At 71.4% G+C, this 13,262-nt stretch carries 10 protein-coding genes; 1 reads left to right on the forward strand and 9 read right to left on the reverse strand.

Annotated features, from left to right (window positions below):
• Positions 1 to 260: 260 nt before the first annotated feature.
• A complete protein-coding gene (locus AAH979_RS16020) occupies positions 261 to 1,088 on the forward strand; it encodes an alpha/beta hydrolase (RefSeq protein WP_346258895.1) in 828 nt (275 codons plus the stop codon).
• A gap of 115 nt (positions 1,089 to 1,203) precedes the next feature.
• Here the strand turns inward: AAH979_RS16020 and fxsT are convergent, their stop codons facing one another.
• The 9 genes from fxsT to AAH979_RS16065 form a co-directional block, all read right to left on the reverse strand.
• A complete protein-coding gene (gene fxsT / locus AAH979_RS16025) occupies positions 1,204 to 5,094 on the reverse strand; it encodes an FxSxx-COOH system tetratricopeptide repeat protein (protein WP_346258896.1) in 3,891 nt (1,296 codons plus the stop codon).
• The gene (locus AAH979_RS16030; RefSeq protein WP_346258897.1) at positions 5,091 to 6,329 is read right to left on the reverse strand and encodes a TIR-like protein FxsC; all 1,239 of its coding nucleotides are present in this window, start codon (positions 6,327 to 6,329) and stop codon (positions 5,091 to 5,093) included. Before AAH979_RS16030 ends, fxsT begins: the two co-directional genes overlap by 4 nt.
• On the reverse strand, positions 6,326 to 7,021 hold the full coding sequence (locus AAH979_RS16035) for a TIR-like protein FxsC (RefSeq protein WP_318399384.1): 696 nt from the start codon (positions 7,019 to 7,021) through the stop codon (positions 6,326 to 6,328). The genes AAH979_RS16030 and AAH979_RS16035 overlap by 4 nt, the downstream gene beginning before the upstream one ends.
• A gap of 46 nt (positions 7,022 to 7,067) precedes the next feature.
• Positions 7,068 to 7,907 carry an AAC(3) family N-acetyltransferase gene (locus tag AAH979_RS16040; RefSeq protein WP_346258898.1) on the reverse strand — a complete coding sequence of 280 codons (840 nt, stop codon included), beginning with the start codon at positions 7,905 to 7,907 and terminating at the stop codon, positions 7,068 to 7,070.
• A complete protein-coding gene (locus tag AAH979_RS16045) occupies positions 7,897 to 10,263 on the reverse strand; it encodes an FxsB family cyclophane-forming radical SAM/SPASM peptide maturase (RefSeq protein WP_346258899.1) in 2,367 nt (788 codons plus the stop codon). Before AAH979_RS16045 ends, AAH979_RS16040 begins: the two co-directional genes overlap by 11 nt.
• 4 nt (positions 10,264 to 10,267) lie before the next feature.
• Complete coding sequence (locus AAH979_RS16050; RefSeq protein WP_346258900.1) at positions 10,268 to 10,444, reverse strand: hypothetical protein; 177 nt, start codon at positions 10,442 to 10,444, stop codon at positions 10,268 to 10,270.
• Between the two features lie 155 nt (positions 10,445 to 10,599).
• A complete protein-coding gene (locus AAH979_RS16055) occupies positions 10,600 to 11,196 on the reverse strand; it encodes a GNAT family N-acetyltransferase (RefSeq protein WP_346259008.1) in 597 nt (198 codons plus the stop codon).
• Positions 11,197 to 11,399: 203 nt separating this feature from the next.
• Positions 11,400 to 12,320, reverse strand: coding sequence for a carbohydrate ABC transporter permease (locus tag AAH979_RS16060; RefSeq protein WP_346258901.1), 921 nt, complete (start codon positions 12,318 to 12,320; stop codon positions 11,400 to 11,402).
• Positions 12,321 to 12,333: 13 nt separating this feature from the next.
• Positions 12,334 to 13,242, reverse strand: coding sequence for a sugar ABC transporter permease (locus AAH979_RS16065; protein WP_346258902.1), 909 nt, complete (start codon positions 13,240 to 13,242; stop codon positions 12,334 to 12,336).
• Between the last annotated feature and the right edge of the window lie 20 nt (positions 13,243 to 13,262).

Below are 13,262 nucleotides of genomic sequence, written 5' to 3' on the forward strand. Positions count from 1 at the left end.
GTACGCCCCCTCCGGGCTGCTGGTGACCTACCTCATAAAGCGATACGCTGAGTCCTTCAGAATCAGCCCCATCGTGATTGAGCGGGGGAGCCTCAGCCGAGGCGGTGCGTGCTGGTGCCCCTAGACGCCGCCCTCCAGGAGGTTCGACAGGAGGGCACAGGGTGTCACAGGAGCGGCCGACTGAGTGGGACGTCCCACTGGGCGACCGAACCCTCGCCGTCGAGACCTCGGGGGACGCGAACGGGTTTCCCGTTTTCCTGATGCACGGAATGCCCGGCAGCCGCAGTGGCCCGAAACCCCGGAGCATGATCCTCCACCTGCTCGGCATCCGGTTGATCTGCTATGACCGGCCCGGCTACGGCAGATCCACCCGCCACCCCGGGCGCCGGGTCGTCGACGCCGCACTGGACGTGCAGGCGGTGGCCGATCATCTTGAGCTGGACGAGTTCGCTGTCGTGGGCCGGTCCGGCGGCGGACCGCACGCCCTCGCCTGCGCCGCCAGCGACCTGTTCACCGGCCGGCTGACCCGGGTCGCGGTGCTGGTCTCCCCGGCACCCTCCGACGCGGCCGGCCTGGACTGGTACGACGGGATGGCTCCCTCCAACGTCCAGGCGTACCGGGAGGCGACGTCCGACCGACGCAGACTGATCGAGTCGCTGACCATCCGGGCCGACCGCACCCGGCGGGACCCGTCGAGCGTCGTCAACTTCATCGACGGCGAGTTGAGCGCCGCCGATCGCAACGTGGTCGAGGATGTCGCACTGCGCCGGCTGCTGACCGAGAGCTACGCGGAGGCGGTGCGGTTCGGCGCCGACGGGTGGATCGACGACGCGCTGGCGCTCAGCCGGGACTGGGGCTTCGACCTCTCATCGATCAAGGTGCCGGTCCGGCTCTGGCACGGTGCCGAGGACAACTTCTCGCCGGTCGCGCACACCCGGTGGCTCCAGTCGCAGATCCCACACGCGGAGGTCGATGTGCAACCCGGGGTGGGACATTTCGCCGCCGTGCAGATCCTGCCGGACATCCTCGCCTGGCTCGCCCTCCCCGAGCCGGAACTGGTCGACCTCGGCCGGGGCGGTCCAGCCTGACCCGAGCGGCCCACGGCCCGGCCGGGCGGGGTCCGACACCCCTTCCGCGACCGGTGACCGGCGACCGCAGATCAGATCGGTGTCGATCCCGCACCCCGTCGGGCAGGGCCGCCGATCAGAACGGGTGCGGATCCAGCACCCGGTCGAGCAGCGTCCGCCGCCCCAGCGTCCGCACGTCCGGATGGCTACTGCCGAGCCGCTCGGTCAACTCCGCCAGGGCCGCCTCGAACTCCTCCGAGCCGGAGTCCGGCTCCCGCAGGTTGCGGATCAGGGCCAGGTTGGCCGCACCGCGCAGCGTGTCCGGGTGCTCGGGGAGGAGCGCCGTACGCATCACCTTGTGCAGGTTCTCCACCAACTCGAGCGCACCCGGGAGATCACCGGTCTCGGCCTTGCCGACCGCCAGGTTCATCTGGGCGGCGAGCAGGAACGGATGCTCCGGGTGCAGCATCTCGGCCAGTCCGCTCACGGCCGCCTGCGCCGACCTGCGGGCGGCCTCCCGGTCGCCGCGCGCCCGGGCCGCCACCGACAGGTTGTTCTCGCAGATCAGCATGTGCGGGTGGCGGGTGTCGAGCAGCTCCTGGTAAGCCGCCTGCACCGCTCGCAACTCCTCCTCCGCCTCGGCGACCTGGTGCAACGCCAGCCGGTTCGTCGCCCGGCTCAGCCGGGCCGCCAGCGTGTCGGGACTGTCGTCGCCGAACGTCATCCGCAACATGTCGTACGCGGCGTCGAGCAGCCGGCCCGCCTCGACCGCCTGGCCGACCGTCCGCAGCGCCACCGCCAGGTTCACCTGTGCGGTCAGCGTGGCCAGCGCGTTCGGCCCGGACAGGCTCCGGTAGCCCGCCAGAGCCTCCTGCGACTGGCTCAGCGACCGCTGGTAGTCGCCGGTCTCCCTGAGGTCACGGGCCAGGTTGACGGCGGAACCAAGCGTCCAGTGGTTGTTGCGGCCCAGCATTACCCGGCGCCGCTCGAACACCTGGTCGTCGAGGCGCTGCGCCTCCCTGATGTTGCCGGCCAGCCGCATCGAGGCGGCCAGGTTGTTCAGCGCGGTGAGCGTACGCGGAAAGTCCTCGCCGAAGTCGCGCGACCACATCCGATGGGTCTGCTGGTCCAAGGCCAGCGCCTCGCCGTACCGGCCCAGACCACGCAGGTCACCGGCAAGGCCACCGGCGGTCATCAGCGCGTCGGCGTGCGTCTCGCCGAGCAGTTCCCGCTGCTCGGCGAGGGTCATCTCGTCGTACGCGTGGGCGTCCTTGAAGTGGCCCTGGGAGCGCAGGATGTTACCGAAGTTGAACCGCAACCGCAGCAGTGGCGGACGGAGCATCTCGGGTACGGCCGGATCGGTGCTCTCCTCGATCCGGGCGGTCCACGCCGCCAGGATCCGCTCGGCCAGCTCGCGGGCCTGGTGGAGTACGCCGCGCAGCCAGATGTAGCGGACCCGCTCGACCAGCAGATCCAGCACGGCCGGGTCGTCGGAGTCGAGCGCCGCCTGCATGGCCTCCTCGGACTCCTCCAGGTGCGGCCAGAGTAGCTGGAAGCGGTCCCAGTTCTCTGCCACGTCGACATCGCTGTCCGGCCGGGCCGCGGCCAGGGCACTGATCACCTGCTGCCGGATGCTCTGCTGCTCCTGGCCGGTCATCCGTCGCTGGACGGCGTCCCGCAGCAACCGGTGCAGCTCGATCTGCTGGGCGCGGGTGTCGAGCCGCAGCAGCGCCAACCGGTTGGTCCGCTGGATCAGCTTCGCGGCGCCCGACCGGCTCGGCACCGACGGATCGGCCTGCCGCAGCAGCTCCCCGATGCCCTTGCTGTTGAGCAGCTCGATGGAGACCTTCACCGACAGCACCGAACAGATTTCCAGCAGCCGGTAGGCGCCCGGCGAGTCCTGCTTGAGCCGGTCCAGGGACGGGCCCCAGGTGTCCAGTGAGGTGCCCTGCTCGGCCAGCTGCACGAGGTAGTCGTCCACCGTGATGCCACTGTCGGCGAGGTAGGCACCGGCGGGGGCCAGCGCGATCGGCAGGTCACCGAGCGCCTCGGCGACCCGGTCGGCGTCCCGGTGGGAGATGTCGGGCGCCCGGCGCTGGAGCTGCTCGATGCTCTCGGCCCGGCTGAACGGGCTGATCTCGATCGTCTCCGCGCCCTCCTCCCAGGTCTTCTCCCGGGCGGTGATGATGATGTGGCCCCGACCGCCCTGCGGCAGGAAGTCCTCGATCTCGCGGTAGTCGGCGACGTTGTCGAAGACCAGCAGCCAGCGCGGGTACCGGTCGCCGCGGACCAGCGTGTCGAGCACCTGGCGAATGGCGGCCGGGACGTTCGCCTGCTCCGGCAGGCCCATCCGCTCACCGAGCTCGACCAGCTGGGTGTCGATGAAGATCTGCGGATCGGCCTCGATCCAGAACACCAGGTCGTACGCCGTCCGGAACCGGTGGACGTACTCCAGGGCGATCTGGCTCTTGCCGACCCCGCCCATCCCGTGCAGCGCGACCAGCGAGTAACCGCGGCTGGTGCCGGAACGGAGCAGTTGCCGCAGCGTGCGCAGATTCTCGTCCCGCCCGGTGAACTGCACGTTGGCCACCGGCGTCTTCTGCAACTCCGGTCCGGCGCCCGGATAGCGGGCCACGGTCGCCGCGTTGGCGTCGTCGGCGGCCGACGCCACCCGCCCGACCAGCCGCAGCAGGCTCGCCACCGCGTCGCCCGCCTTCGTGACCCCGGTCAGGAAGACCGACGTTTCGGGCAGGAACTCGGGCAGCGACCTGACGTCGTCGACGTACACCGCGAGCGGGGCACCCGAACCGGGGGTCTCCGCCGGTGGCAGGGAGTCCAGCGCGCTCTCCGCGTAGGCGGTCGAGACGATGGTCAGCGTCCGGATCGGCGAGCTGTCCCGGCCCGGGCTCCCCTCCCTCGACCAGACGTCGACGGCGCCGATCCCGGCCGGTCCGAGTACCCGCTCGATCCACTCCGCCCAGACCTGGTCCTTCGGCGAGTACCGCAGCAGGATCTCGCCCTGCGGCAGGAACCTCTTGCGCTCGAACTGGGACCGCAACTGGTCCCGCAGGACGTCCTCCATCCGGGGCAGCGACCGGACCTGGCCCTCCGTGATGGCCGCGGTCAGCCGCTCGTACGCCGAGAGCATCGCCCGGTCGGTGCCGAACGTCGCCAGCGTCTCCTCGTACGCGTAGTAGGCCACATAGGGGACCTCGACCTCGGCCCAGTAGTCACGCCGGTCGGCCTCGGTCAGCCCGGCGGGCAGGCCCGCGAACCGGTGCATGGCGAGCGCGCGGCCGGCGTTGGCCTTGTCCTGTTCGGCCGGGTCGACCCGCATCGGAGCCGGCAGCACCCGGATCCGCCGGTTGACGTACCGCTTGGTGACGTCCCGGGCGACCCGCGCCGCGCCCTCGATTCCCTGGTCGCTGAGGGTGAAGCAGTCGACCAACACGTCCGGCAGGTGGATGGTGCAGATGCTCGCCACGTCGCTCAGCCCGGTCCGGCTGTCGATCAGCGTGTAGTCGTAGTTGCGCCGCATATCCTCGCGCAGCGCGTCGATGAACGCCGCCCCACCCAGTCCGTCGTAGAAGACGTCCCAGTCCAGGCCGCTGATCCCGGCGGCGTAGTCCTGGTTCTGCCGGCCCGCCGAGAGGAAGTCGAGGCTGCCCCCGCCGGGGAAGGTGTAGTTCAGCGAGAAGGCGAAGTGTTGTACCCGGGCGAACTCCGCCTCCCAGCCCGCGGGCAGGAACCGGATCTTCGGTACGCCGTCGGCGTCCTTCGCCGAGGCCTGGGTCTCGAACCCGCGGATCATGTCGATGACCCCGCCGGTGCCGACCAGCACGCTCAGGTCGATGAACGGGTGATAGAACCGGTGCAGGCCGGGCGATTCCAGATCCCAGTCCGCGACCAGGACCTTCTTGCCGTTCGCGGCGAGGATCCAGGCCACGTTGGCCAGTGCCATGGTCCGGCCGGTGCCACCCTTGAACGAGTAGAACGTGACCACCTGGCCGTTGCGTTCGTCAGTCATCGTTCCTCTTCCGTGCCTGCGGGGATATCGCCCGGCGGTTCGGGGCGGCCGAGCTGTGGGCGCCGGACCCGGGGCCGGTCCGGCGGAAGGACGGGAGCGTTCTTGAGGTACTGCCGGCGTGCCTCGGTCACCAGCTCCGGCATGATCTGCACGAACTCCGGGAGCTGGCCGACCCGCTTCGCGGGGGGCCGGTTCGCCGCGCCGAGCATCCGGGCGACCCGGTCGGCGAACCGGGTGCCCACGGTCGCGGTGTGCGGATCGCCCTCGTTCAGCACCACCAGCGGGATCACCCACCGGGGCAGGCGCTTGAGGACGAGCGCCAGGTCGTGTTCACCGGCGCTGTCGCTGACCACCCACGGGTCGATGAGCAGGACCGAGGGGCAGCGGACCATCGCGTCACCGGCGTCCGCGAAGCTGGTGACGTGGGTGGCCAGCCCCAGCCGCTCGGCGGTGCTGGCCACGTATTTCGCGGCGGGTAGCGCCTGGTCCTGCCCGAACGGCCGCCACTGCTCGCTCCGCTCGGTGTAGACCCCGGGCTCCCGGTCCGGCGGCGCCTCGGCCACGGTCGGTGCGGCGACGACGACCACGAACTGGGCGTCCGCCAGGGAGGTGTGCTGCGCCTCGGCCACCCTGGGCACCCGGGAGGGCGGCAGCGGGTAGCGCTGCGCGATCTGCGTGACCTCCGCCGCGAGCCGGCCCAGGATCTCCTGGTACGCGGCGCGGTAGCTGGCGAGCATGCAGAGCGCCCGCAGGCCGTTCTCCGCGTACCCGGGGACGTCGCCGGCGAGTTCGAGCGCCTCGCGGGTCTCGGCGCTCTGGTCCCAGGACGGCAGCGGGATCCAGAGCACCGGGATGATGTGCCGGTATTTCTCGGCGATGGGGGACGCCTTCAACCGGCGGCGGAACGACTCCAGTTCGTCGAGCGGCCAGGAGTTGCTGAGGTAGGCGGGCGAGTAGAGCGGTACGAAGACCTGGGTGTTGCCGAGCGCCGCGGTCAGCGCCTCCTCCCAGTCCGCGCCGGAGTGCAGCTGTGCGTCGAAGAACCCGACCTGCCGCCCGTCGGCGGCGGAGATCCGGCTGCGGATCGCCGCCGACAGGTCGTCGAAGAAGACCTTCACCCACTTGTCGGGATCGAGCCGGGGATCCTCGAGCATCGGCGCGGAGTGGGCGTAGCTGAGGAAGAAGTAGGTGCCGTCGCCGATCGCCGCCGCTGCCGCCGCGCCGCTCCCGGTCATGTGCCCCTCCTGGAGAACTTCCGGGCAATTCCGCCGGGTGTGGTCAGGACCCGCGGCTCGACCCAGTGCGATCGGGACAGTTCGACGATGCGCTGCGCGAGTTTCCAGAGCACCACGTCGCTGGCCGGGTCCTTCATCGAGAGCAGGCCGTAGAGGCCCTCCTGGTGATAGGTCGGGACCAGGTCCTCGTCCGGGGTGCCGTCCGGGGAGAACCGCTGGACATAGTTCGGCGGCTCGCAGGAGTCCGCCGGGGTCCAACTCACCGGCAGTATGCAGGTCTCGTTGCTGGGCCGGCCGTCGCGGCGTACGACGGTGCGGCTGGCGAAGAGATTCCACTCCCGCGCGCACCACTCACTGTCCAGATAGGCCGGAGACAGCAACGCGACGAAGACCTGGCAGGTGCCGACGGCCTCCAGCAGGTCCGGGGTCCACCGCTCGCCGCCGCGCATGTTCCGGTCGATGTAACCGGGGTCCGCGCCGGTCGGCCGGCTCACCAGGGCGTTTACGTGAATCGACAGCTCGGAGAAGAGTCGCAGCGCATTGGTGTTGGCCTCCCGCCGGCCTCCGGGAGTGCGCCGCGGCGGCTTGATGACGGCGTAGCTGACAAAGAACAGTGGAGCGAGTGGATCGTCCACCACCCGGCCGTCGTCCAACTGCCGCTCTCCTGCCGTCGACCATGCGTCACCCCACACCCGTCGCCCAAGGTAAGCACACGGGTACCGGCCGGTCTATCCAGCTTTACGGTCGGCGGTGCTCCGCCATCCAGCTTGTCGCGAAATCGACCGTAGCGCGAAGATCCAGAAGCCGCGCCGCCGCGGCACCGACCGGGCCCCGACCGACCGGCAGACTGGTCTCGATCGCCGCACCGATCCGGGGAAAGTCGCTCATGTCGAGCACCGGCGCGCGGAAGTCGCACCGCTCCCGCCGGCCGTTCGCCAGCACGTAGCAGCGGTACACCCGCTCCGGTGGCGGGCCCGCCGGCCGGCGGGCGTCGGGACGGTACTCGGCCAGGTGCAGCGCGGTGCACCTGTCGTAACCGACGCCGAGCAGCAGTACGGCGGCGCCGGCGTCGTAGAGGCGGCCGAGTGGGGAGCGTTCCCCGAGGTGACAGTCGAGGTCGTGGGTCTGCGTGAACTCCACCGCGCGCCGGCCGAGGGCGGCGAAAGACGTGATCGGGTGCCCGCTGCGCGCCGCACCCGGCTGTCTGCGCAGGTGTTCGGCGAAGACCCCCATCCCCTCCGAGGGCGTGGTCGCCGGGTCGAACCCGGGCATCCGGGCCTCGTACCCGGCCCGCCCCGCCGCGTCCAGCCGCTCGGTGGCGGCGCGGAACGCGGGACCGGTCGTGGAGTTGCCGGCCGTCTGCGCCGGTACGACCACCGTCGCCTCCGGGCCAGCCACCCGGCGCAGCGCGGCCAGCAGGGTCGCCGGACCGCCCGGCACCGGCCCGATCCGCCGCATCGAGCAGTGCACCAGCACATCCTGGCCGGGTCGTACGCCGATCGCGGCCAGGTCCGCGGCGAGCCGCTCGGTCTGGCGGGGATCGGCGTACGTGGTGCGGGTCGCCGGGTCAGCGCTCATCGGGCCAGGAGTGCAGGGTCTCACCCATCTGCCGGACGAACCGTTGCCCGTGCTCCGTGAGGGCGCCGGTCCCGGCGAGCCTGTCGATCGCTCGTGCCGTCCACCCGTGGTACCGGCGGTAGTGTTCCCCGGCCTCGGCGCCCGGCCGGGCCCGCCAGATGTCGGCGATGGCCAGATGGGCGTAGGTGCCCTGGAGCGCCCCCTCCAGCGGTCGCGGCGCGTCCCGCCACGGCACGCGCAGCCGCCCCGGGTACGCCCGGTCGAACAGGACGGTGAGGTCCAGCAGGGCGCCGAGCTTCACGTGCTGGAACTCGTGCACCAGCAGCACGGCCAGCGCGTCGGGATCGGCGGCGACGGTGCCGACCGCTCCGAAGGCGTCCCGGGAGGTGGCGCTGCGCAACCGGCCGGTGGGATCGGTCCGCAACGGTGTGACGGCGCGCAGGCCGGCCCGCAGGCCCGGCGCCTGACCGGGCACCTCCCGCTGGATCCGGGCCCACGCGGCGGCCAGCGACCGCTGCCAGGACGCCAGCGCCGCCGGGTCGAGCCGAGCCGCCGCCGGCCACTCGTAGCAGTCCCGGTACGGGTCGAGATCCTCGACGAGGATCTCCCAACCGTCCAGCCCGGCCCGGCGTACCGGTCGCCAGGCGGCCGGCGGCGGCGCGTGCCCGGCCGCCGGCACGACGACGACCGAGGGCCCGGCGCGGGCGGTGAAACCGCCACCGGCGATGGACAGCAGCGCGCTCCGCTCCCCCGGTTCGTCGAGTGCGAGCGCACCGAGGCCCGGCAGGTGGACCAGGCCGGACCGGACCGGCACCTCGAGGTCGGCGACGACGCCGGCCCGGATCGCCACGGCTGCCGCCACCCCGGCCAGGTGCGCCCGCTCGGAGGTCTTCCCGGCCCGGTGCGCGAGGCACTGCCGCGCCCAGCGCCGCAGGTAGGGGTGGGCGAGGACCGCCGACACCGCCTCGGCCGCCTCCTCGTCGAGCCGGGCGAGCAGCTCCCAGGCGCTGGCGGTCGGGGTACCGGCGACCCGGTCGGCCAGCTCGACCAACAGCCCCCGGACGTATCCGAGCTGGGCGGCGGCGAGCCGCCGCAGGCTGGTCATCGAGCCGTGGCCGGCGCCGAGGTCTTCGAGCAGATCGCCGGTGGGCAGGCCGTCGAGCAGCAGGTCCCCGCCGGGGCCGGTCGGGACGGCCACCCCGGCCGGCGTCGCATCGGTCGCCGTTTCCCGGTTGATCGAAATGATCAGCTCCTTCAGGTCGGCACAGTAGACGGACGGATTGTCGAATCCGCCGACGTCGGAGTAACGGTGCGCCCGGAGCCCGCCGCCGCACTGCGCGACGACGGGGCACTGCCGGCAGGTCCGGCAGAGCCCGGACAGACCCCGTTGGCTGCCGACGAACTCCGGATGGGCGAGCACGGCGTCCGCTGGATGCTGGAAGACATCCAGCCCGATCCCGGCAGCGCCGTCGTACGCGGTCTTCATCGAGTCGGCCAGTTCCCAGGCACCGTCCGTCTCCACCACCGCGAGGTCCGCCGGGTCGAGCCCGACCGACTCGGTGCCGCTGCGCCCACCCGCCGCCGTGGCGAGCAGCGAGTCGAAGAGCCGGATCTCGACCGGCCTGCCGTCCCGGACCCACCGACGGTAGATGCGCAGCAGCCAGTCGGCGTACGGGGTCGCCGTGCCATCGGGCCGCGACGGCGGGGCGTTCCAGGTGGCATGCGGCAGCAGGAGGTCGATCCGGGGCGGCGCCTCGGCCAGCAGTGCCTCGTACACCCGGATCGGGTCGTTGCGCACGTCGATGGTGCAGAGGATGCCCGCGTAGCTGTGGCGGTATTCCGGGCGGCGCAGCAGGGCCAGCGCCCGGCGTACCGGCGCATGGCTGCTCGCCCCGCCCGCGAAGCGCCGGTGCCGGTCGTTGGCGGCGGCGTCGCCGTCGAGCGAGATCCCGACCCGTACGCCGTGCGCCGCGAACAGGTCGCACAGGCGCGGGGTCAGCAGCACCCCGTTGGACTGCATCCGCAGGTCGAGCTCGGCCACCGGCTCGATGGTGGCGCGCAGCCGGTTCAGCACCGCCGCCAGCCTGACCGGGCCGAGCAGCAGCGGCTCACCGCCGTGCAGCACCAGATGGATCCGCCGGAGTCCGTGCTCCCGGGCGTGCTCGGCGATCCGGGTGGCGGCGGCCCGCACGGTCTCCGGGGCGATCTCCCGAGGCCGCTCGCGCCAGCTCTGGTCCGCGTGCTGGTAGACGTAACAGTGGTCGCAGGCCAGGTCACACCGGCTGTGTACCTTGAGGACATACTGGCTCAGCCCGCGCGGCCGTACGTCGGAGTGGCCTCGCGCGGTGGGCCTCACGCGATCAGATCGACGATTGGAACGCTGCCACGTCGACGGCCTCGGCGTGCTCGCGGTCGTCGACGATCCGCCGTACGACGGGGCGGACCTGGTCGGCGGAGAGCTGGCGCAGCGGGGTACGCAGGATCGCGGTCAGGTCGGTAGACGTCTGCTGGGCCTCGACGGGTGCGGCATGGGCCACGACGGGTTCCCCCTCAATGCCGGTGACGCGGGCGGTGCGGTCGTCGGAGCGACGAACCTCACTCCATTCAGTAGCATAGGGGCCACCCGTCGTCATGTCACCGGCCGTCGCCAGGGCGCCCGCCAACGCCGCGGCGGAGCCGGCAGCCGGCCGGGTCACGCCACGCGGTCGCCCTCGTCGCGCAGCCGGGCGTGCAGGTGTACGTCGTGCCAGCCGTCCGCGTGCCACCACGCGCCGCGCAGCGTCCCCTCGACCGCGAACCCGAGCTTGTCGGCCACCCGGCAGGACGCGCGGTTCGCCGTCGAGTGCCGCAGCTCCAGCCGGTGCAGCCCGAGGCGGTCGAAGGCCCACGCCTGTACTGCCCGTACCGCCCGGCCGGCGAGGCCCCGGCCGCGGGCGGCCGGCAGCACCCAGTACGAGATCTCGGCCGACGCCTGGTCCAGCCGGATCTCGCGCAGCCCCACCTGGCCGAGCGGCTCGCCGGTCCGCTCCGCCACCACGGCCCAGCTCGCGTCGGTCTGCGCCGCCCAGCGGGCCGGCCACTGCGCCGTCCACTCCCGCGCCTCGTCCTCGCTGTCCAACCGGCGCAGATGCCACCGCTGGATTTCCGGACAGTCGAAAGCGGCCCGCACGGTGGCGGCGTCGTCCACCCGCCACGGCCGCAGGGCCAGCCCGCCGCCGGCGGTGAGCCGGGGTTGGCGGATCGTGCGCAGCGAGTCGGCCGGCAGGACTGGCGGCACCAGCAGGGGCATCCGTCCATGATGGCCGAGCACCGGCACCGGCGCGGTGCCGGCGTACCCGTTCCGATGCAGGGACTGGCCCGCGTCGCCGGCGCCGCCCGGTCCGTCGTCCAGCAAGCGGGCCCCGATCTCCTCGTGAGAGATCGGGGCCCGGTCTGGTGGGACGGCCCGCCGGTACGCGGCCGGCCGGGGAGTGTCGCGTCCGGTGGGCCGCGCTACTTGACCGCGCCGGCGGTGAGGCCGGACTGGATCTGCCGCTGGAAGATCGCGTAGACCAGGATCATCGGCAGGATCGCCATGGTCAGCGCGGCGAACAGCCCGGACCAGTCCGCCTCGTAACCGGCGTTGACCGAGATGTCGGCGATGCCCTGGGTGAGCACCCACTTGTCCTCGGCGTTGGAGAGCAGCACCAGCGGCAACTGGTACTGCGACCACTGCCCGATGATGTTGAAGATCCCGACGCTGATCAGGCCGGGCTTGGCCATCGGCAGCATCACCTGGAAGAAGAGCCGGGTGTGCGAGCAGCCGTCGATCATGCCCGCCTCGGCGACCGAGGTCGGCAGCGTCTTGAAGAACGCGGCCAGGAAGAAGACCGTGAACGGCAGCGAGTACGCGATGTAGACCAGGACCAGCCCGGTGTGCGAGTTGAGCAGGCCGAGGTTCTCCACCACGAAGAAGAGCGGCACCAGGGCCAGGAAGACCGGGAAGGCCAGCCCGGAGACGAAGAGGTAGTAGATCACCCGGTTGCCGACGAACTTGTAGCGGGCCAGCACGTACGCGGCCATCGAACCCAGCAGCATCGTGCCGAAGACGCCGCAGGAGACCACGATCACGCTGTTGACGAAGAACTTCCCGACCCGGGCCTGGGTCCAGGCGCGGCCCCAGTTCTCCCAGCGCAGCTCCGCCGGAAGCGTCCACGGGCTGCTGAAGATCTCCGCCGTGTTCTTGAACGAGGCCAGGAAGGTCCAGAGGATCGGGACGATCACGATCACCGCCCAGACCACCAGGGCGACGTGGCCCAGGCTGGACAGCAGTCGTACCTCGGACCTGACCTTACGGTCGCGGCCCTTGCCGGCCGCGCCGGCCAGCTTGCCTTCCCCCGGCCGGATCACCGGGCGCTCGGTCTCTGTCGTCATCTGGGGTCCCATCTCAGTACTCGATGCTCTCCCGCTTGGACACCCGCAGCATCAGCGCCGCGAACGTGATGGTCAGGAAGAACAGCGCCACCCCCATCGCCGAGGCGTAGCCGGCCCGGCCGTAGGTGAAGGCGTTGCGGTAGATCTCCATCGCGAGCACCGTGGTGGCCCCGTCCGGGCCGCCGCTGTCGATGGAGAGCACCGCGACGATGGCGAAGCAGTCGAACGCCGCGATGCCCAGATAGACCCAGGCCACCTGGAGGGTGTCCCAGAGCAGCGGGAGGGTGACCCGGAAGAAGAGGGTGACCTTCGTGGCCCCGTCGATCTCGGCGGCCTCGTAGATCTCGGTCGGGATGGACGCCATGCCGGCCGAGAAGAGCACCACGTAGAAGCCGACGCTCTGCCAGACCAGCACCGCGATGATCGACCAGAGGGCGAGGTTCGGGTTGATCATGAAGAAGACCGGCTCCAGCCCGATCTTCGTCAGCACGCCGTTGATCAGGCCGGACTCGTCCGGCCGGTAGACCATCTGGAACAGCACCGCGATGACCGCCACCGCCAGGACCTGGGGGAAGAAGAAGACCACCCGGTAGAAGGCGGACCCCCGGACCCCGACCCGCTGCCCGCCCCTGCTGCCGCCGCCGACGTTCAGCATGAAGGCGAAGAACAGCGCGATGGCGATGGTGATCAGCGGCAGGGCGAGCAGGATTATCCCGTGGTGCTGGACCGCCTTCCAGAAGGCCGTGTCGTTGAACAGCCGCTGGAAGTTCTCGAACCCGATCCACTCCGGCGTGCCGATGCCCCGCCAGTTCGTCATCGCGAGCTGGAACGCCTGGGCGTACGGCGCGATCACGAAGATCGAGTAGAGCGTGACCGGCAGGAAGAGAAAGCCGATCACGAACGGGTACTTGCCCTGCCGCATGATCACTCCATTCCGGTCAA

This window comes from Plantactinospora sp. ZYX-F-223 (genome assembly GCF_039649625.1).
Taxonomy (GTDB): Bacteria; Actinomycetota; Actinomycetes; order Mycobacteriales; family Micromonosporaceae; genus Plantactinospora.